The 20688-nt window shown below is 63.9% G+C and carries 18 protein-coding genes; 13 read left to right on the top strand and 5 right to left on the bottom strand.

Annotated features, from left to right (window positions below; translation table 11 throughout):
- The first annotated feature begins 54 nt into the window (after window positions 1-54).
- The 4 genes from R2K23_RS19895 to R2K23_RS19880 all read left to right on the top strand — a co-directional run bounded on the left by R2K23_RS19895 (window position 55) and on the right by R2K23_RS19880 (window position 3132).
- Complete coding sequence (locus tag R2K23_RS19895) at window positions 55-1425, top strand: glutamine synthetase family protein (RefSeq protein WP_316511996.1); 1371 nt, start codon at window positions 55-57, stop codon at window positions 1423-1425.
- A 67-nt stretch (window positions 1426-1492) separates the two neighbouring features.
- Entirely contained in the window at window positions 1493-2410 is a 918-nt protein-coding gene (glsA, locus tag R2K23_RS19890) for a glutaminase A (RefSeq protein ID WP_316511994.1), read from the top strand.
- Window positions 2407-2727, top strand: a complete 321-nt coding sequence (locus tag R2K23_RS19885) for a WhiB family transcriptional regulator (protein ID WP_316511993.1) — start codon at window positions 2407-2409, stop codon at window positions 2725-2727. Before glsA ends, R2K23_RS19885 begins: the two co-directional genes overlap by 4 nt.
- A 57-nt stretch (window positions 2728-2784) precedes the next feature.
- Window positions 2785-3132 carry a hypothetical protein gene (locus R2K23_RS19880; protein WP_316511992.1) on the top strand — a complete coding sequence of 116 codons (348 nt, stop codon included), beginning with the start codon at window positions 2785-2787 and terminating at the stop codon, window positions 3130-3132.
- 13 nt (window positions 3133-3145) lie between these two features.
- Here the strand turns inward: R2K23_RS19880 and R2K23_RS19875 are convergent, their stop codons facing one another.
- Window positions 3146-4297, bottom strand: coding sequence for a calcium:cation antiporter (locus R2K23_RS19875; protein WP_316511990.1), 1152 nt, complete (start codon window positions 4295-4297; stop codon window positions 3146-3148).
- Window positions 4298-4597: 300 nt separating this feature from the next.
- On the opposite strand from R2K23_RS19875, the gene R2K23_RS19870 reads away from it, so the two are divergent.
- A complete protein-coding gene (locus R2K23_RS19870; RefSeq protein ID WP_316511989.1) occupies window positions 4598-5980 on the top strand; it encodes an NAD(P)/FAD-dependent oxidoreductase in 1383 nt (460 codons plus the stop codon).
- 20 nt (window positions 5981-6000) lie between these two features.
- On the opposite strand, the gene R2K23_RS19865 is transcribed toward R2K23_RS19870, so the two are convergent.
- Window positions 6001-7092, bottom strand: coding sequence for a polyprenyl synthetase family protein (locus R2K23_RS19865; protein ID WP_316511987.1), 1092 nt, complete (start codon window positions 7090-7092; stop codon window positions 6001-6003).
- Between the two features lie 206 nt (window positions 7093-7298).
- On the opposite strand from R2K23_RS19865, the gene R2K23_RS19860 reads away from it, so the two are divergent.
- From R2K23_RS19860 to R2K23_RS19825, 8 genes are all read left to right on the top strand, one after another.
- Window positions 7299-8822, top strand: a complete 1524-nt coding sequence (locus tag R2K23_RS19860; RefSeq protein ID WP_316511986.1) for an APC family permease — start codon at window positions 7299-7301, stop codon at window positions 8820-8822.
- Window positions 8819-9514, top strand: a complete 696-nt coding sequence (locus tag R2K23_RS19855; RefSeq protein ID WP_316511984.1) for an SDR family NAD(P)-dependent oxidoreductase — start codon at window positions 8819-8821, stop codon at window positions 9512-9514. The genes R2K23_RS19860 and R2K23_RS19855 overlap by 4 nt, the downstream gene beginning before the upstream one ends.
- 2 nt (window positions 9515-9516) lie before the next feature.
- Window positions 9517-10218: an SDR family NAD(P)-dependent oxidoreductase gene (locus R2K23_RS19850; RefSeq protein ID WP_316511982.1), complete on the top strand. Its 702-nt coding sequence runs from the start codon at window positions 9517-9519 to the stop codon at window positions 10216-10218.
- Between the two features lie 14 nt (window positions 10219-10232).
- Window positions 10233-11195, top strand: a complete 963-nt coding sequence (gene speB, locus R2K23_RS19845) for an agmatinase (RefSeq protein ID WP_316511980.1) — start codon at window positions 10233-10235, stop codon at window positions 11193-11195.
- Entirely contained in the window at window positions 11192-12085 is an 894-nt protein-coding gene (locus R2K23_RS19840; RefSeq protein WP_316511978.1) for a polysaccharide deacetylase family protein, read from the top strand. Before speB ends, R2K23_RS19840 begins: the two co-directional genes overlap by 4 nt.
- A gap of 25 nt (window positions 12086-12110) precedes the next feature.
- A complete protein-coding gene (locus tag R2K23_RS19835; RefSeq protein WP_316511976.1) occupies window positions 12111-13151 on the top strand; it encodes an aromatic ring-hydroxylating dioxygenase subunit alpha in 1041 nt (346 codons plus the stop codon).
- A gap of 44 nt (window positions 13152-13195) precedes the next feature.
- Window positions 13196-14152 (top strand): PDR/VanB family oxidoreductase, encoded by a 957-nt coding sequence (locus tag R2K23_RS19830; protein WP_316511975.1) that lies wholly within the window; start codon window positions 13196-13198, stop codon window positions 14150-14152.
- 116 nt (window positions 14153-14268) lie between these two features.
- The gene (locus R2K23_RS19825) at window positions 14269-15366 is read left to right on the top strand and encodes a helix-turn-helix domain-containing protein (RefSeq protein ID WP_316511973.1); all 1098 of its coding nucleotides are present in this window, start codon (window positions 14269-14271) and stop codon (window positions 15364-15366) included.
- 42 nt (window positions 15367-15408) lie between these two features.
- On the opposite strand, the gene R2K23_RS19820 is transcribed toward R2K23_RS19825, so the two are convergent.
- The 3 genes from R2K23_RS19820 to R2K23_RS19810 form a co-directional block, all read right to left on the bottom strand.
- Entirely contained in the window at window positions 15409-15693 is a 285-nt protein-coding gene (locus R2K23_RS19820) for a WhiB family transcriptional regulator (protein ID WP_316511971.1), read from the bottom strand.
- A 194-nt stretch (window positions 15694-15887) separates the two neighbouring features.
- The gene (locus R2K23_RS19815; protein WP_316511969.1) at window positions 15888-19193 is read right to left on the bottom strand and encodes an NAD-glutamate dehydrogenase domain-containing protein; all 3306 of its coding nucleotides are present in this window, start codon (window positions 19191-19193) and stop codon (window positions 15888-15890) included.
- A 36-nt stretch (window positions 19194-19229) separates the two neighbouring features.
- The gene (locus R2K23_RS19810) at window positions 19230-20594 is read right to left on the bottom strand and encodes an aspartate aminotransferase family protein (protein ID WP_396893650.1); all 1365 of its coding nucleotides are present in this window, start codon (window positions 20592-20594) and stop codon (window positions 19230-19232) included.
- Window positions 20595-20688 lie beyond the last annotated feature (94 nt).

Here is a 20688-nt window from a genome sequence, read left to right as displayed (position 1 = left end):
CGTCGACAAACCAATCGCAGTACCGACAAGATAAGAAAAGCGAGAAACAATCACATGGATACCCTCAACGAGATCGATTCGTCTTACTCGGCCAAGGCCAAGGAACTCGCGGACGCGGGCGTACGGTACGTCACCGCCTCGTGGGCCGACATCTTCGGGCGCAACCGCGCCAAGAGCCACCCGGTCGGCCTGCTGCCGGAACTCATGGCCGGGTTCGCGCGGTACACCCCGCGCGGCATCAACGGGATCGGCGTGATGGATCCGGTCGAGGAAGAGGTCACCGCCCTCCCCGACATCGACACCCTCACGGTGCTGCCCTGGGACAACCGGTTCGCGTGGATGGCCTCGGATATGTGGTCGGACAAGGGGGAGCCGTTCTCCCTGTGCCCGCGGTCCATCCTGAAGAAACAGATCGAACGCGCGGCCAACCAGGGCTACCGCTGCACCCTGGGGATCGAGCCGGAGTTCTATGTCTACCGGCCCGAGGACCTGAGCTCGGCAGGGTTCGGCTCGCTGACGGTCACCGGCGGCATCGAGCCGAGTCCGGCCTACGATGTCGAAACCTCATACGACGTGGCGGATTTCCTCGACGACGTGGTGAGCACCATGGAGCAGATCGGCTTGAAGGCCTTCGCGCTGGGCGCCGAGGGTGGGGTGGGCCAGTTCGAAATCGACTTCTACTACAAGGATCTCCTCGAGATGGCCGACCGGGTCACGCTGTTCCGGTTGATGGTGCACCAGGTGGCCAAGCGGCACGGCCTGGCCGTCACCTTCATGCCAAAACCTTTTGCCAACCTGTGGGGTTCGGGTGCGCACTTCAACCTCGGGCTCTACTCGGTTGACGGGTCCGGCGAAAGCGTGCTGCGGCTGGGCAATCCAGCGCACCCGGGCGAGGAGGAGTGGTCCAAGGAGTCCAAGTACTTCGTCGGCGGGCTGCTCAAGCACGCGCGGGCGTTGACGGCCATCACCAACCCGCTGGTGAACTCCTACAAGCGGCTGACCCCCAGGCTGGTTGACGGGTCGGTGTCGTGGGCGCCCATCAAGATCGCCTACGGTCCCAACAACCGCTCCTGCATGATCCGGCTGCCGGAGAACCGCCCGGCCATCGAGGTGCGCAACCCGGATGCATCAGCGAACGTCTATCTGGCCGGGGCATTCCTGCTGGCAGCCGGGTTGGACGGGATCGCCAACGAGATCGATCCCGGTCCGGAGATCACGGAGCTGGCCTCCGACCGCGCCGAGATCTCGCGCCTGCCCCGCACCCTGCTCGAGGCGGTCGAGGCATTCGAGACCGACGAGTTGACCTACCAGGTCTTCAGCGAGGACTTCGTCAAGGACTACACGGAGACCAAGCGCATGGAGTGGGAGAAGGACCATCTGCCGGTCGGCGACGCCGAGCGTGCCGATCACCTGGTGTACTTCTGAGGCATACCGCGAATTCCGGCCGGGCCCAACGAAAATGGGCCCGGCCGGAGGACAGGGTGGGTGAGACATGACGGTGATTGCAGAGAACTGGTTGGACACCCTGGTCGACGAGGTGCGCCCGCATCTCGCCGCCGGTTCGGTCTCGACGTACTTGCCCGAACTGAGCCGGGCGCGGGCCGACGAACTGGCCGTCGCGGTCGACCTGGGCGGTGGGAACATCCTCACGGCAGGAAACTCGAAGGCCCGCTTCACGGTTCAGAGCGTGGTGAAGGTCTTCACCCTGCTGCTGGCCCTGCACCACCGGGGCGAGGACCACGTCTTCGCCCGGGTGGGCCGGGACCAGGGGATCGGCTCCTACAACTCACTGGAGACGTTCATCCGGGGGTCCGGGGTCCCGGTCAACCCGTTCGTCAACGCCGGCGCTCTGGTGGTGGTGGACATGCTGCCCGGCGATGGGCCGCAGCACCGGGTCGCCGACCTGCTGGACTTCGTGCGCCTGCTGACCGGCAACGCGGCGGTGACGGTCAACGAGGCGGTGGCGCGATCCGAACTGGCGCTCTCGGACCGCAATCGGGCGCTGGGCTACTTCCTGCGCAGCCACCGGCTGATCACCGGCGACGTCGAGGAGCTGCTGTGGGCCTACTGCCAGATGTGCGCCATCGAGGTCGACGTCGTCGACCTGGCCCACGCCGGGCGGGTGCTGGCCGACGGCGTCGACGTGCACCTGGGCGGCCGGCTACTGCAGGCCTGGCACGTGCGGTTGGTGCGCCGGCTGATGTTGTTCGGCGGCATGTACGAGGCGTCCGGCCGGTACGCGACCGAGGTGGGCATCCCGGCCAAGTGCGGCGTCTCGGGCGCCATGATGGGGGTTGTGCCCCGGTGCGCCGGGGTGGGGATCTACGGCCCCGCGCTCGACGAGTCCGCCAACAGCATCGGCGGCCTGCGGCTGATGCGCCTGCTCGCCGGCGCGCTCGAGATCGAATGAACCGGCGCCGTCCCGCGGTTCTGGCCGAGGCCTGGGAGTGGCAGCAACGGGCCGCCTGCATAGGTCAGGACGGGTTGTTCTTCCACCCCGACGGCGAGCGGGGTCGGCACCGGCGGGCCCGGCAACTCAGGGCGAAGGCGCTCTGCGAGCGCTGCCCAGTGCGACGGCAATGCCGGGAGCACGCAATGCGGTTCCCGGAGAATTACGGGACGTGGGGTGGCCTGGCCGAAGAGGAACGGGACGTTATCGGTGACGGGGCCAGGCCTTTCGGCCGTCGCGTGCGGCGGGCCGAGTTCCACGAGTCGCCGCGGCCTTGAGCGTCGGGCTCCGTCACCTTCACCGCGTGCACTGTCTTGCGAAGGGATCAGAGGATCATGAAAACGTCGATCCTCAGCGCCAGCCCGCGTCATGACGGCAACTACTACGTGCTGGCGCAAGCTGCGATAGAAGGGTCTCATGACCAAAAAGTAGGAGTTCTGATCTCTTGTGAGGAAACCTATATCGTTGCAACGCAGGGTGTCTCAATCCAGTTTCAGGAACTCACCCGCTACCTGGACCACGACCTTGTCGGCGTGGTGGTCGGCAACGGAAACAGTCGCGGTGAGATCGCCCATGATCCCCGAGGCCCGGCGGACGCAGCGCGCGCCCTCGCTGAGCGCTTCTACACGGCACCCGTTACCGACTACCGCCTCGATACGAAACGAGCGAATCGCGTGTGGTGAGACGGCGCGGAGCTTAGCCCGGTCGGTAGAACACGCTGAGTCCGTAGAGCAGGAACACGAACAGGTGCGCGGCCCCATGCAGGGCGGTCACCCGCCGGGCACTGAAAGTGGTGAGGCTCAAGAGCAGGCTCACCCCGAGCAGCAACAGGTTAACGGGGCTCTCGGCGAGAACCACGGATTGTCCGGTGACTAACCCGATGGCGAGCACCACCGGCAAGGTGAGCCCCACACAGGAAACGAGCGCGCCGTGCGCCAGATTGCTCATGCGCTGCGGCTCGCCCGTCCACGCGGCGCGGACGGTGGTGATGGCCTCGGGAAGGAATACGATCATCGCAATGAGGATGCCCGACAGAGCAACTGGCGCGCCCAGGCGGCCGAGCCCATCGTCCAGATGCATCGCCATGTCGTGGGACAGGAGCATGATGGGAGTGACCGTGGTCAGCAAGAGCAGCACCCGGGAAACGACCTCGGTCCGGTGTTCGCGCAGGATGCTGGCGATCGCCGCCCGCGGCGTCTCGGCTCCCGGGCCGCCTGCTGTTTCGGATACTTCCTGGAAATCCATGTGCTGGGCGCCGGTCTGGCGGTAGAGGAAAAACGCGTAGAGCAGCACCGTGATGATGACGATCGGGATGGCCTGCTGGGCTGAGTATGCACCGTCTGCACCGATGACCGCGGGGAACGCGAACGCGGCGGTGACCAGCACGACCAGGAATGAGAGGTAGACGGAGATGCCGGTGCGGTTGACCCACAGTTCGTCGTGGCGTAGGCCACCGGCCAGTAGCGCTGCGCCGATGATGAGGTTGAGCACGATCATCGTCGCGGCCATGACGGAGTCGCGGGCGATGGTGGCGTGGTCGCCGGGGCCGAGCATGACCGCGGAGATGAGGATGACCTCGATGAGCACGATCGAGAGTGTGAGGACGAGGCTGCCGTAGGGATCGCCGAGTCGGCGCGCGAGGTGTTCTGCTTCGGTCACCACCCCGAACGCGCACACGACTATCACGACGACGATCGCAGCGAGCGCGGCAAACAGCACCGGAGTAGGCAGCGCGCCGGATCGCGGTGGCTCGGCGATCAGGAGTACAACGAATGCCCCCCAGCCGAGCCCGATGCGCAAGAGCGCGGTCGGGGTAACCACAGAGGTGTGCAAAAAGTCTTTCGGCACAGACAGAACCGATCTGCAGGGCCGTCCCCGCGTCCGTGTTCACCCACCGGGTCGTCCCGCCGGCAGCCTATTTCCGGGATCCTATCCGATGTGTTCGCACCGGCCGGAGCGCATGCTGTCAGAAGCAGGGCGGCAGCTAATTCCCGTGAACATTGTGTAATCGGCAGGCGTTCTCTGGTGGCAATCAGTAATCGGCCGCGACCTGTTTTCGATGGAAGACTCCGGATTGTCGGCGCGGACTGAAGAGCGAACAATGCGGCGGTCCGCGGTCTAGGAGCCGGAAAGAGAATCAGGGCAAGCATGGTGGACCGCAAGGTGCAGATCGGGGCCGGCGCGGCCGGCGCGGGTTCGGTCGATCGACACAAGGTTGTGATCATCGGTTCCGGGTTCGGCGGGATGAATGCCGCGAAAATGTTCAGGCGCACCGATTTTGACGTCACCTTGATTGCCTGCACCAATCATCATCTGTTCCAACCGCTGCTCTATCAAGTGGCCACCGGAATCCTCTCGGCGGGCGAGGTCGCCGTGCCCACGCGAGTGGTGCTACGGCGGCAGCGCAACGCGCGGGTGCTACTCGGTGATGTGACCGATATCGACTTGGCAAGTCGCCGGGTGTTGTCGACTTTGCTCGGTCGGACCTATTCGACGCCGTACGACAGTCTCATCGTCGCGGCCGGCGCGGGGCAGTCATACTTCGGCAACGATCACTTTACCGAGTTCGCGCCCGGGATGAAGTCCATTGACGATGCATTGGAGCTGCGGGCCCGGATTCTCGGCGCGTTGGAGCAGGCCGAGCGGTCGAGCGATCCCGACCGCGTAAGGGCGCTATTAACATTCACGGTCATCGGCGCCGGGCCGACCGGCGTCGAGATGGCCGGACAGATCGCCGAACTGGCCCACCACACATTCCGGGGCTCCTTTCGGAGTATCGATTCCACTGCGGCTCGGGTGATACTGCTCGACGCCGCTTCGGCGGTCCTCCCGTCGATGGGCCCGAAGCTCGGTAAGAAGGCTCAGGGCCGACTCGAGAAGATCGGAGTAGATATCCAATTGGGTGCCAAAGTGGTTGACATTGACAGTGAAGGTCTGACGGTCGAGGACCCTGATGCCACGGTGCGGCGGATCGAATCCATCTGCAAAGTGTGGTCCGCCGGCGTATCGGCCAGCCCGCTGGGAAAGATCATCGCCGCGCAGTCCGGGGCAGAGACGGACAATGCTGGACGGGTCAAGGTGCTACCGGACCTCACCATACCGGGGCACCCGAATGTCTTCGTCGTCGGCGACATGGCTTCTATCGCAGGGGTTCCCGGGCTGGCGCAGGCGGCCATCCAGGGCGGGCGCTACGCCGCTGGGCGGGTCATGGACACCGTCAGCGGTTCGGGCTCCGAACAACGACAACCTTTTCGCTACTCTGACCGGGGATCCATGGCCACGATATCCCGGTTCAGCGCGGTGGCGAAGATCGGCCCGCTGGAATTTGGGGGAGCGACCGCCTGGATCGCTTGGCTGGCACTGCATCTGGCGTATCTAATCGGGTTCAAGACCAAGATCAGTACGGTGCTGTCGTGGACTATCAGCTTCCTGAGCGCCGGCCGGGGGCAGCTGGCCAGCACTGAGCAACAGGCCTATGCGCGCACGAGGATCAACAAGCTGCAGAAGGCGGCCGACTCGTCGGCCGCCTGACGCGCTACCTGGGTATCGACCTACGGCACGAAGGACACATCGGTGCACAGCGCCAGCAACTCGACTAGAGCATGGAGGCGTACCACTGGATGTGTAGAGGCAGTCTCTGACAGTGCGTCTCGGGCCTTTCGCCCTAGTGTGCCGACGCGGTCACAGGTGGCCTGAACAGCACCGGTATCGACGAGGACATCCTTGACTGCATCGATATCTGCGGCATCGGCGTCCGCGCGTCCGATGACCCGGATCAAGAACTCGCGCTGGGAGTCAGAGGATCGCTCGAGGGCCAACTGCATCAGTGACGTCGGCTTGCCGGAGCGGATGTCGTCGCCACTGCGTTTGCCACTGTGCTCGGTTTCGGCAAAAAGATCCGCCAGGTCGTCGCGCAACTGAAACGCCTCTCCGACCGCCGCCGCGTACTGTTGTAAGAGTGCGACACCGTCGCGCGGCGCATCGGCCAGCTCGAAACCCAGGGCCATGGGGCGCTGCACCGTATAGGCGGTGGTTTTGTATCGGACGATCTTCTCGGCGGCGCCTGGCACGAAATCGTGGGCAGCTTGCCCTTGCAATTCCAGCAGCTGACCGGCGATGACCTCCAACCGCATCGCGCGGAAACACTGCCCGACTCGCATCGCGCGCTGTTCGGGGATGCCGCTGACGGCGTCCGAGAGCAGGTCCTGCGCCGTGCCCCACAGCAGATCCCCGAGCAGTACCGCGGTGTGATCACCGAACACCGAGGCAGGGCCGGACCAGGCCGACGCGCGGTGATATCCGGCCAAAGCGGCACGCACCGAAGGACGATTCCGACGCAGGTCAGAGGAGTCGATCACGTCATCGTGCACCAGGATGGCAGCGTGCAGCAACTCGAGTCCCGCGGCGACGCCCACGACGGCGGAACCCGGTTCGGCTGCGGTAGCGAACGCCTGCCAGGCGCCGTGGAGGAATCGTGGGCGTAGTCGTTTCCCGCCGTCGGTCGCGGCGGCCAGGCACTGGTCGGCGAATACGTTCAGTTCTGGGTCTATCCGGATGAGCCCCTGAGCCAGTTCGTCGCTGACAGCATGTCGGATGTGGTCATCGACGGCGGCGAGAAAAACCCGTTGGCTCGCGTCGGCCATGCGTGGAGATCCTTTGTTGGCAGTGTGCTGATCACACGATCCTAGGAGCTGCCGACGGGAGTGGACCGGCCGATCTTCGGACGCTGTAGTGGCCTACAGATTGGACCCGGTACGGCTGTGCAGTACACCCGGATTCCGCTTGCAGCGAGCTATTTGGAATGTGACCGTGCTCATAATTCTGCGTAGCGAACGAAGGGAGACGCTGGATGCATGACGTCGAATCAGAGGCATCACCAACGGAATTGAAGCGAGAGTTCTCACTATGGTCGGCATTCGCGTTTGCGTTCGCCTTCATCTCGCCCATTGTCGCGATGTATGGGATCTACGGTTTGTCCCTCGCGACGGCTGGGCCCGGCTTCTGGTGGACATTCGTCATCGTCGGTACCGGGCAGTGCATCATTGCACTGGCGTTCGCAGAACTGGTGTCACGCTGGCCGCTCGAGGGATCGATATACCAGTGGACGAAGCGCCTCGCTGGCAATGTCGCCGGCTGGCTTGCCGGCTGGGTGTACATGTGGGCCTTGGTGATCATCATGGCTACCGTCGCCTACGGCGGGGCGGGGTTCTTGGCCCAGTTGATCGGCATCGAGCATCCCAGCGCCGGTCAACAGAGCTTCATCGCTCTGTTGATCCTGCTGGCCGGTTCAGGTGTGAACATCCTTGGACGGACGTTCCTCAAAGTGCTGATGGTCGGCAGTATCATCGCCGAGATCATCGCCTCGCTCGGACTGAGCACCTACCTGCTGATCTTCCATCGCTACCACGGATTCGACGCGGTTCTGCAGGGTCCTGATCTCGTTACTGGGTGGTCTTGGGCTTATCTGAGCGGACCGTTCTTGGCGGCGCTGGCGTTCACCGGATGGTCGATCCTTGGCTTCGAGAGTGCCGGTGCGATCGCGGAGGAAGTCAAAGATCCCCGTCGAAATGTGCCGAAGGCCATGGTATTCGCGGTGTCCTTCCTGGCGCTGGTGATCGCCTACGCATCCTTGGCCGTGACGCTGGCGGTCCCCGATTTCGACCGGATCACCTCCGGCGAGGAGCCCGACCCGGTCTACTACGTGTTGAAGAACGCGCTTGGTGAGTCGGCAGTGAAACCCATCTTGTTCCTATTCGTCATCGGGTTCCTCGCCAGCTTCCTGGCGTTGCAGGCATCGGCGTCCCGGGTCATCTGGGCGTATGCGCGCGACGAGGCACTGCCCGGCTCGCCCGTGCTCAAGCGTCTCTCGCGAGCGGAGGCTCAGCCGGTGCCAGCCATCCTGGTCACGGCCGTTATCGGCGCGTTGGTCTACTTGATCTCAGCTACCGATGTCTACTCCGTGCTGGTGACCTTCACGGCCGGCGGCTACTACCTGGCGTTCCTCTTTCCGCTCATCACCGGATTGATTGTCCGGCTACGAGGAAAGTGGGTACCCGGTCCGTGGAACCTCGGCAGATTCGGTACCCCCGTTGCGATTCTGGCGGTCTTGTGGGCCGGGTTCGAATTTCTCAACATCGTCTGGCCCCGGAATGTCTACGACTCCTGGTACACCAACTGGGCCTTCTTCGTGGTGATGGGTCTGATCCTGGCAGTGGGCGTGCTGATCCTCCGGACCGGTCGCGCACATCGCAGCGGCGAGATCCCTGTTGATGACCAGGACAGCGCTGCATCGATCGGGACAGACAGTGCGACCGAGCTGCTGCCAGAGCCCGCTGGCGAATCGGTCGTCGAGTCCAAGCGGGAGCTGGCATGACCGATCGAACAGTGGTCGTCACCGGTGCGGGCAGTGGAATCGGCGCGGCGATCGCCAGGCGGATGCGTGCCGGGGGTTGGACGGTGGCATCGGTCTCGCGAGAGTCTGCGCCGGACGCTGACGTGTCGACCCTCGCGGACGTTGCCGACGAGAAGTCGGTCTGCGACGCCGTCGAACGTATTCGCAGGGAGTGCGGCAGTATCCATGCCGCCGTGGTTTGTGCGGGTCACTACGAAGAGGCGCCGGCGTTGGAGATCGACTTTGCGGCTTGGCAGCGCATGATTCGCGTGCACGTGGGCGGCTTGCTACACGTGATTCGTGCGGTCCTGCCAGAGATGCGTCGACGCGGCGCGGGACGCGTGGTCGGCATCGCCTCGGAGCGGGCGATCGGTGGCGGTAGCAACGACGCCCACTACGCTGCCGCAAAGGGGGCGGCCCTGAGTCTGCTCCGCAGCGTGGCGGTGGAAGCGGCTCCGGACGGGGTGCTGGTCAACGCTGTCGCGCCGGGCCCCTGTGACACTCCGTTGCTCGGTGCGGATTCATGGGAACGAGCGCCGGAGTTTTTGGCGACTCTTCCGGCAGGACGTATTGCACATCCGGAGGAAGTCGCCGAACTGGTGTATGCACTCGTTGAGGACGACCTCTTCCTGTGCGCAGAAGTGCTGTCGCTCAACAGTGGAACGGTGATCTGAGAATGACCGAACCACGACGACGTGTTCTCGTTACCGGAACCGACACCATGCTCGGGGCCGCCGTGCAGTCAGCTCTCTCGGCTACCGGAGCGCGCGTGCTGGGGACGTGCCAGGCCGCACCACGCACCCAATCCGTGGCATCGGCGTCGATCGTGGCCGAGCTGACCGACCCCGAACAGGTGCGCGCGGCTGTCCGTCGAGCGGCCGAATCCATGGAAGGCCTCGACACCGTGGTCACGGCCCACGCGCTGCCCTTCGTGGCGACGCTGGACGAGCTGGCGATGGAGGCATTCTGGTGCCATGTCGACACGGCGTTGACCGGCACGTTCCTGGTGGCTCAAGCTACTGCAGAGGTGATGCGTGGCGAGGGCGGACGAATGGTTTTGACGACGTCCCGCTGGCATCGGGGAGGGCATGGTTTGTCGGCGGTGGCCGCCGCTGCGGGAGGAGTCGTAGCGCTCACCAAGACATTGACGCGCGATTTCGGCCGATTCGGCATCGGTGTCAACGCGGTCGCCGTCGGATGTGTCGACTCTGAGTGGTCCATCTGCGACGCCGCCGACTCCGGCTCCACAGCGCCGGCCGGTCGGGGCACTGTCACCCAAATCGCCCGGTTGATCGAAATATTGAGCAGATCTTCGTTAGGCGCCGCCGTAGGCCAGATCGTCAACGCCGACGGCGGATCGTCCCGGAACCGTGTTTGAGAGAGGTCGTTTCGATGAAGGAACATAACGCAGCAAACCGCATCGTCGGGGCGGTGGACCCACAGGTGCAACCACGGTACGCGGGCTGGACTACGTTTGCTCGACTGCCCCGGCTCGAGGATGTCGAGCATGCTGACGTCGTGGTGATTGGTGTGCCGTTCGACAGCGCGGTCACCTATCGTCCGGGAGCAAGGTTCGGCCCCAATGCGATTCGGCAGGGCTCCCGGCTGACTCGCGGGTATAACCCGGCGCTCGACGTCAAACCCTTCGAGGTGTGTCAGTTCGCGGATGCCGGGGACATTGCGTGCAACCCGTTCGACATCGCGGCCGCCGTCGACGAGGTCGCAGAAGATCTGGCTGCGCTCCTCGCGAAGGGGACCAAAGCAGTGATCCTGGGCGGCGACCACTCGGTGGCGTTACCGTCCCTGCGGGCCGCCGCCTCGGTGCACGGCCCGATGGCGTTGGTGCACTTTGACGCACACCTGGATACCTGGGATGGTTACTACGGCGCTGACATCACTCATGGTTCGCCGTTCAGACGGGCCTATGAGGAAGGTCTACTGCTCGACACCAACGTGCATATCGGGGTCCGTGGATCGATCTACGACAAGAACGACCTAGTCGAGGACGCGAACTTCGGATTCTCCTGCATCACCTGCCCCGACATCGACTCCCTCGGGGCACAAGGGGTCATCGATCGGATTTGCGAGCGGGTCGGCGATTCACCGGTATATGTGTCGGTGGATATCGACGTGTTGGATCCCGCCCACGCGCCCGGAACGGGCACGCCGGAGGCGGGCGGCATGTCGAGTCGAGAACTACTCGAAGTGGTCCGCGGATTGGTGGATGTGAATCTCGTCGGCGCCGACGTCGTCGAGGTATCACCGGCCTATGACCATGCCGAGATCACAGCTGTTGCTGCGGCCAACGTCACTTGGGAGTTCTTGTCCGTATTCGCGAGAAAGGCGCAACGATGACTGAACCAACAGCAGCACAACCGATCATGTGGCCGGGTGGAAAGTCGTGCGCCGTAGCATTCACGTTCGACGTCGACGCCGAATCACCTTTGCTGACAACAGATCCTGCATTCGCTGACCGGATGGGAGTGATGTCGCACCAGGCGTACGGTCCGTTGGTCGGCGTACCGCGTCTGTTGGGCATCCTTGGTGAGCTCAACGTGGATGCCACCTTCTTCGTACCGGGATACACCGCGGAGCGGCACCCGACGGTGATTCGAGCGATCGCCGAGGCGGGTCACGAGATCGCTCACCACGGCTACCTGCACGAATCGCTCGTCGGTGTCGATGAAGCCACCGAGCGGCGGATCCTGACGCGCGGACTGCACGCGTTGGCCGATGTGGCGGGAGTCCGGCCGCGGGGGTACCGCGCGCCGATGTGGGAGATGAATTGGCATACCCCTGAGTTGTTGCTGGAGTTCGGTTTCGACTACGACTCGACACTGATGGATTCGGATCATCCCTACGAGCTGGCCGTTGCGGGTTCGGGTCGAGGGTCCGGCTCGTTGGTCGAATTGCCCGTAAGTTGGGCACTCGACGACTGGCAACAGTACTGTTTTGTCCCGGATTTCTCCGGTGTCGGGCTCATCGAGACGCCGGCTAAAGCGATCGAGCTGTGGCGATCCGAGCTCGACGCCATGCGCGCGGTAGGCGGCGCTTGGATACTGACCAACCACCCGTTCTTGAGCGGCAGGCCCGGACGTGCCTTTGCGCTGCGCGATTTCATCGCAGAGGTGTGCGCGATGGACGATGTCTGGGTGGCCAGTATGGAGCAGATCGCAGCCCACGTTCGCCGCCAGCAGTTGCTTCCCCGCACGTTGACTCGTCCGATCTTCAGCCCGGTCGAATAGAAGTCGAATAGAAGGAGAACCAATCATGACCGCCAACATTCTCAGCCCCGAGAAGCTCCGCGAGGCCTATCAGCACGTCTGGTTCGTGGTGGCGCGATCACAAGACGTCAACGATGGTCCTTACGCAACGCAACTACTCGACCAGAAGCTAGTGGTATTCCGGGATTCGTCCGGCGCAGCCCGCGTTGTCGACCGCCGATGCATCCACCGGGGGGGTAATCTCGCGGACGGCCAGGTCGTCGGCGACAGCATTCAGTGTCCTTATCACGGTTGGCAGTTCGACGGGCCCAGTGGCGTCTGTAGCCGCATCCCGTCGTTGGCCGAGGGGGGACGTATCCCGCCCAAGGCCGCGATCAAGTCGTATCCGGTGATCGAGCGTTTCGAGCACGTCTGGACCTGTCTGGGCGATCCCGTGTTTGACCTACCGCACCCGCCCGAGATCCAAGACTTGGACCTCGAGTGGCGCGCGGCGGAGCCGATCCACGCCGAATGCGGATTCATGGCGGCAACGGAAAACTTCCGTGACATGGCGCACTTCCCCTTCGTTCATGACCGCTCGATGGGTGAGGTGTCCACCGTGATTCCTGACCTGAATGTGCAACGCGAGGGTCGTGAGGTCCGGGCGTCATTCTTTTACGAGAGCATTCCCGGTTCGGAGTTCTCCGATGTGGGAGATGCGTGGATGCACTACCACTCCTACGCTCCGGGAATCGCCACCATTCTTTACGATTTCGGTCCCGAGATCGGAAAGCGGTACCTGGTCGACTTCCCGTCCCCGGTCAGCTACGACAAGTGCACGATTTTCTGGGGCGTAGCGGTAGACCGGAATTTCCGCGGCGGCAGCGTCGATGAGATCTTGGCCATCGAGACGACGGTGTTCAACGAGGACACCCCGGTGCTCGAGGGCCTCGATCCCAAGGAGGTGCCGTTGGCCGGGCAAGCAGAGGAGGTGTCTGCACCTGCCGACGTCTACGCCCTGAACTACCGCCGAGCGACCAGGCACGCCGTCCAGACCATCCTGGAGGCGCGAGGGCTGCTGCCGGTCGCCGTCAACGGCCAGGCGTAATCTCGGTTGATCGTCGTCACCAAACTGTGGAGTACTGGGGATTCATGAAGCTACAACTAGTCCAGCTCCGGCTCGAGGCCGACGACATCGTGTCGTTGGTACTGCGCGACCCCAGCGGGACTGAGCTTCCCACCTGGTCAGCGGGATCCCACGTACCGGTGACGCTGCCGTCCGGTCTCGTTCGACAGTACTCGCTGTGCGGCCCGCAGGACGACCGCCACACCTACACGGTGGCCGTCCTGCGGGTCGACCGCGGTCGCGGCGGATCGCGGGAGATCCACGACCGTCTGCGCGTCGGGGACATCGTCGAGGTCGGGCAACCCCGTAACGACTTCGGCCTGGTCCCCGCCGAGCATTACCTGTTCACTGCGGGAGGGATAGGCATCACACCGATCCTGGCGATGCTCGACGAGGTGTCGGTCCGCAATCCACCGCCGGCCTCGGTTCGGGTCGTGTACGGAGCCCGTTCCCGGTCGGCGATGGCCTTCGTCGAGCGGCTACGCCGACTGGACGACATCGACCTGCAACTGGTTGCGCAGGACACCGACGGGCTGCCCGATTTTGCGGCCGCGATCGCAGCAAGTCCGCCTGGCACGCAGATGTATTCCTGCGGACCGCCGGCGATGCTTTCGGCGGTGACCCAACTCGGTCAAGAACGTCCGGATATCTCGGTCCACATCGAGCGGTTCAGCGGCGCCGAGCAGGCATCGTCGGTCTCGGACGGCGAAGCGGATGACTTCGAGGTGGAACTTGTCCGTACCGGGATCACGGTCAAAGTCAGCAACGACAGATCGGTGCTAGACGCCGTCCTCGAAGCTGCACCGGATACACCGTTCTCGTGCACCAGTGGTTTCTGCGGCACCTGCGAAACCAAGGTGCTCGGGGGCGAGGTCGACCACCGCGACGAGCTGCTCACGGATGCCGAACGTGCCGCGAATCAGACCATGATGATCTGCGTGTCACGGGCCAAGGCGGGATCTAGACTGCGGTTGGATCTCTAGTATGTTCTGGTGGTGACCCTCGATGGCTTCGGTCAGGAATCAGCGCTGTCTCGACGTTGCGAGCCGTAATGCATAGGCAGCCAGGCTCTTCCGGAGCCGGGCCGCACGATGGCACGGTGACCCTCGCCGACCTGCTGGCCGAGCCGGACCTGCGGGTCAGTGCGGTGACCGCCCCGGCCGGTTCGTCGGGAGTGATCAGGTACGTCTACCCGACTGAGCTTTTCGACCCCTCGAACTACCTGCGAGGGGAGGAACTGGTTGTCAGCGTGGGTGTTCCGATCTACAACAAACCGGCTGATGTAGTCCACCGGTATGTGGCTGATCTGGTCAAGAACCGCGTCACGGCGTTGCTGGTCGGTCTCGGCGATCTGCTCGTGGAAGCTCCTGTCGAGTTGGTCAAGGAGTGCCGTACGCAGGGCCTTCCGCTGTTGACCTTGGCGCCCGGTGTGCCGTTTCGGCGCGTCGTGGACTGGATAGATGACCGACGTATCACCGAACGCACGGTTGACGCCCGGGAGCGGGAGCTGGGTGCGTTGTTGCGGTGGTTCGTGGCGGGCACGCTAGGCGTGGGACCGATCGAGAACGCGCTCACAGGTTACGGGTTGGCGGGCTCGAGCGTGCTGGTCTGTGCCTTCCCCGTGGAACTGCACAAGGAGGTCCATCGGCTGGTGGATGAGTACGCCGGTGCGGTGGCAGTCCTCGAGGATCGAATCTTGGCGCTGTGTGCCGGTGGTGCCGAGTTCAGCTCTGCTCTTGCAGATTCGCACCTGGTCTGCGGTGTCGCTGTCGCCGAGAACGCTCAAGCGATGGCCCACGCCATCCCGGAGGCGCTGGAGGCGCTGCGCGAAGGGGTCCGTCGTCGACAGGTCGTGCGCATCGAGGACGTTGCGACGCTGGAGGGATTGCTGGCCGCGGTCCCCAAAGTGCGCCTTGTTCCGTTCATCCACCGCCTGATTGTTCCGCTGGTGGAGTACGACGCACGGTCCAGCACCGATCTGCTGGCGTCGTTACAAGTATTCCTCCGTCCGGGGAGCGACATCAGCACAGCGGCTGCGAAGTTGTACGTGCATGTGAATACGTTGCGTAATCGACTGGCCAAGGTGGCCGAACTGACGGGCGCCAACCCGCTGGACGAAAACGACAGGGTCAAGTTCAGAATTGCGATTTGGGCGGCGGGCAACATGGGCACCATCGAATCGGCCGACCCCGCGTAGTTCCCGGGGTTCTGCGTTCCGGGGCGGTCTGTTAGGCGACTGTTAGGCCCGCTGGGTGCGGCGACCGAACGGTGGCCGCGCCTTGCGAAGTCGGTCTCGGTCCTCTTCTGTGAGCCCGCCCCAAGTCCCGAAATGCTCTGGAAACGCCATGGCGTGATCCCGACACTGAGGTTGCACGGGACATTGCTCGCACACCGCCTTGGCCATGAGTTGCCTGGAGCGACGACGAGGCCCTCGCTCGCCCTCGGGGTGGAAGAACAGTGCCCTATCGTGTGCGAGGCAGGCAGCGTCAAGTTGCCAATGCCAGGAGTCAGACCGTTGTCTCATTGTGTCCTCAACCCGTGGTGTTCGTTGCGCAGGGGCAGAGCGACCACGTTCCCGCGGTGAGCGGACCCGGGTGTTCCCATTCCCCGTTGAACAGTTAGTTTTGTCAACCCGGCGGGACGTCGTAGCTGCAAAGTGTCACCGATAGCCCAAGAATGACGACACTATGTCGCTTGAGTCGCCGTGGCCGGGCCAGTTCAATCCGAAGCGGTTGTCATCCTCCTGATATGCGTCGCGGCAACGGAGAGCGCGGCCAGGTTGTTCGGGGCGTCGGCCTGCAACCGAGCCAGCGCGCGCTGAGACCGTTCCAAACTCGACCGGTTGCGCGTTTCCCAAGCCCGGATGTGATCCCAAGGCTGGCCGTGCTGGTTAGATCTCACGACGTCGAGCGTGAGTGTCTTCAGCGATTGATAGAGGTCTTCCCGCAGCGCCAGCCTGGCTTGCGCATGCCAGCGGTCCTCGCGCGGCAAGGCCGATATGGAGTGCAGCAGCTGGTCGATTCCTAAATGGTCCGACAGCGCAAAATATGTGCCCGCCAAGGCTATCGGGACATGAGTCGGCTCGGCGTGCACGGCATCGGCGATATCGAGTGTACTGAACCAGTAGAGCGATTCGGCCAGGGTGCGAGCGATGTCGTTAGGCACCCCATGCAGCTGATACTTGCTAATGCTGGCAGCCACCGCATCAGCCTCACGTCCCTGCAGTAGCTCACCGATGCGGGGCCGCAGTCCGGTGACGATCGGGGTGAAACGCGCGACCTCGCCGACGATGTCGAGTGGTTGATGGCGTTGGTTCAGTAGCCAACGCGCGGCTCTGTCCAACAGTCGCCGCGCTTCGACACTCAACTCATGAGTCAGCCTGGTGCTCAGGCCTGCGGAGCGGATAGCCGAGATCAGCCGCACTATGTCGAACACATCGGCGGCGATGCAGAAGGCGCGAATGACGTCTTCCGCGGTGGCCCCCGAGTCATCGGACAGCCGGTACGCGAATGTCAGGCCCCCGAGGCTGACGAGGCGGTTGACCGCAACGGTGGTGATGATTTCTCGACGTAGCGGGTGGTTGTGCACGGTAGCACCGAACGTCTCGCGTAGTTGGGAGGGGAAGTAATCCAGCAGCATCGGCGCGAAATAGTCGTCATCGAACAACACGCCGTTGTTCAACTCGTGCTTCAAGTCGAGCTTGACATGTGCCAGCAGCGTCGCCAGCTGTGGCGAACTCAGGCCCTTTCCTTCGGCTTCGAGATCGTCGAATTGATCAGGTGTGGGCAGATTCTCTAGATCGCGGCGAAGGCCGCGCCGTGCCTCGAGGTCGCTCACCATATCGGCGTGTACCCGCACGAAACGGTCGGCATCGTAACGCGCGCAACCCAAGACGGCAATGTGGTCACGGTTGTTGTCCAACACCAAGGACGACACCTCGTCGGTCATCGAGGCAAGGAGTTCTATTCGGCGTTGCTGCGACAGTGCCCCGTTCGGCAGTGAATTCAACACGATCTTGATGTTGACTTCACGATCAGAGCAGTCCACGCCGGCCGCGTTGTCGATGGCGTCACTGATGATCAGGCCCCCGCATCGCGCGAATTCGATTCGGCCCTGCGGTGATACACCGAGGTTGCCACCCTCGGTGATGCATCGGGCGCGCACATCGGCGGCGCTGACCCGGACCAGGTCGTTGAACTTGTCCCCGATCTCGGAATTCTGCTCCGAACTTGCCTTGATGTAGGTTCCGACGCCGCCGTTCCACAGCAGGTCGACCGGCGCACACAGGATGGCGCGAATCAGGGCATCGGGTGTCACCGCGTCGACGTCGTCGGGCATTCCCAACGCGGAGCGCATCTGCGGGCTCACCGGGATGGTCTTGCGGTCGCGGGACCAAACGCCACCCCCTGCACTGATCAATGCCTTGTCGTAGTCGTCCCATGACGAGGCGTTGAGGTGGTAGAGCCGTTGCCGTTCGGTGAATGCCGCCGCCCGTTCTGGTGTCGGGTCGCAAAAGATATGCCGGTGATCGAAGGCCGCGACCAACCCAAGCCGAGAGCTTCGGAGCATACCGTTGCCAAACACATCGCCGCTCATGTCGCCGATCCCGACCGCGGTGAAATCATCTCGAGTGACGTCGATGCCTAGCTCGCGCAGATGCTCGCTGGCACTGATCCAGGCTCCACGCGCCGTGATGCCGAGCGCCTTGTGGTCGTAGCCGGTGGATCCGCCTGAGGCGAATGCATCGCCGAGCCAGAACCCACGCTCCATGGCGATGTCATTTGCGATGTCGGAGAACTTTGCGGTGCCCTTGTCTGCTGCGACAACAAGATAAGGATCCGGGGCGTCGTGGCAGACCACATCGGTAGGTGGGACCGTTTCTCCGTCGTGGTTGACGTTGTCCGTCAGGTCCAGTAAGCCACTGATGAACTGGCGGTAGCCGACCTTTCCGGCTTCGATGCCGCTGGGGCCACTGCCGACTAGCTGTCGCGGCAGCGGCTTCAGCACGAAAACCCCCTTGGCGCCCACCGGCACGATAACGGCGTTCTTCACAGTCTGCGCTTTGGTCAGTCCGAGGACCTCGGTGCGGTAGTCGTCGACGCGGTCTGACCAGCGCACGCCGCCACGAGCGACGCTGCCGAACCGCATGTGCACGCCCTCAATGGTCGTGGAATGCACGAAGATCTCGAACTTGGGACGCGGGTGCGGTAGTTCCTCGATACCCCTGGGGAGCAGCTTGAAAGCCAACCAGGGCCGGGATTCGGTCAATACGTTCTCGGTGAACGCGTTGGTGCGAATCAACGCTTGGATCACCAATGCATACGCGCGCAGCGTACGGTCGGCGTCGAGGCTGACGACCTGTTTGATCTGCTGATCGACCTGTTCCTGGGCAACGCCGATGCGGGCAAGCCGAGCGGGGTCATCGTGGGCGAGATCAGGGTTGCTGAATCGAGCATTGAAGAGCTCGATGAGGGCTTGGGTGGCTGCCAAGTGGTCGAGAAGAATCTTCTGGATGCGGTTCTGCGCGTAGGGTAAACGAGTCTGACCGAGGTAGCGACCAAGTGCGCGGAGCACGGCAACCTGCTGCCATGACAATCCCGCCGCGAGGATCAGGGAGTTGAAATCGTCGGCGTCGGCCAGTCCGCTCCACATCGCGTGAAAGGCGTCGGTGATCACCGCGGCGTTGTTGGGATCGAACAGCGCCTCCCGTGCGGTTACACCTGGGACAACGGTGAATTCGTACGAGTACCAACGGGTGCCGTCGGTCCGGGTCGATACAACTGCATGTTCCTCGAGTGCTTCGATGTCCAGGCTTTCCAGCAGCGGCAGAATCCGCCGTAGTGGAACCGGCTCCTCTGCTTCGACGACGATGCGACCGGTTGCGACCGCATCGTCGTTGTGGTGTTCGGCCAGCAGAAAACGAACTTCGTCACCGCGAACGCTCGGCGCCGACGGGACGCACGGCGAATGCTCACGCAGCGCCTGAGATTGGCGCTGTTCTTGGGTCGCGGCAGCTGTATCCATCGTTGTCACCCTTTTCGTAGTGTTGGGCCCGGCGAGCTACGTCGTGTGGCCGTCGGCGACGGTCAGCGCGTTGTCGAGGATGCGCAGTCCCTCGGCGGCCTCGTCGTCGCTGACGTTGCAGGGGGGTACGGCGTGGATGCGGTTGTAGTTGGCGAAGGGAAGTAGGCCGTCGGATTTGCAGGCTGTCAGCGTGGCCGCCATGGCGGGGCTGGAGCCGCCGTAGGGGGCCAGCGGTTCGCGGGTCTGGCGGTTGGTTACCAGCTCGATGGCCCAGAACACGCCCAGTCCGCGGACCTCGCCGACGCTGCGGTGTTTGGCCGCCAGTTCGCGCAGGCCGGGCCCGAGCACCTGCTCACCGATGCGGGCCGCGTTGGCCACCATGGCCTCGTCCTCCATGGCGTTGATGGTCGCCACCGCGGCGGCGCAGGCCAGCGGGTGTCCCGAGTAGGTGAGGCCGCCCGGATAGGCTCGCTCGGCGAAGGTGGCGGCGATCGCTTCGTTGATCGCCACGCCGCCAAGGGGCACGTAGCCGGAGTTGACGCCCTTGGCGAAGGTGATCAGATCCGGCACCACGTCGAAGTTCTGGATGGCGAACCACTTGCCGGTGCGGCCGAATCCGGCCATCACCTCGTCGGCGATGAAGACGATGCCGTGGCGGTCGCAGATCTCGCGCACCCCGGCCATATATCCCGGCGGCGGGACCATGATGCCGGCGGTGCCGGGCACTGATTCGAGGATGATCGCGGCGATGGTGTCGGGGCCCTCCATGGCGATCAGCCGGTCGAGGTACTCCAGGGCGCGCTGGGATTCCTGCTCCTCGGTCTCGGCATAAAACGACGAGCGGTACAGGAACGGCCCGTTGAAGTGCACCACCCCGCTGGTGCCGTGGTCGTTGGGCCAGCGCCGGGTGTCGCCGGTGAGGTTGACCGCGGTGTCGGTGCCGCCGTGGTACGAGCGGTAGCGCGAGAGCACCTTGTGGCGGCCGGTGTGCAGGCGCGCCATCCGTACCGCGTGCTCGACGGCGTCGGCGCCGGCGTTGGTGAAGAACACCTTGTTCAGGTCCCCGGGGGTGCGTTCGGCGATCAACCGGGCGGCTTCGGAACGGGCGTCGTTGACGTGCGACGGAGCGATGGTGCACAGCTTGGCGGCCTGCTCGGCGATGGCCGCGACCACCTTGGGGTGTTGGTGGCCGATGTTGGTGTTCACCAGCTGTGAGCTGAAGTCCAGCAGCCGGTTGCCCTCGCCGTCCCAGACGTAGGAGCCCTCGGCGGCCAGCACCGTCATCGGCGCGAGCTTGGCCTGGGCCGACCACGAATGGAATACGTGCGCGCGGTCCAGCTCATAGGCCCGCTTACCCGCCGCGATCGCGGACTCGAGATCCTGCCCGTGTCGCGATGGAATAGAGGTCGTTGGCGTAGTGGTGGTCACGGTGGTTCCGTTCTGTGATGGGGCTGTTCAGGGTGCGCGAGGACTGATGGCAAGGACGGTGAATTAC

Source organism: Mycolicibacterium sp. MU0050, from assembly GCF_963378085.1.
Classification (GTDB): domain Bacteria; phylum Actinomycetota; class Actinomycetes; order Mycobacteriales; family Mycobacteriaceae; genus Mycobacterium; species Mycobacterium wendilense.
The sequence above is the reverse complement of the archived record's forward strand: the minus strand, read 5'-3'. Positions and strand labels throughout refer to the sequence as shown.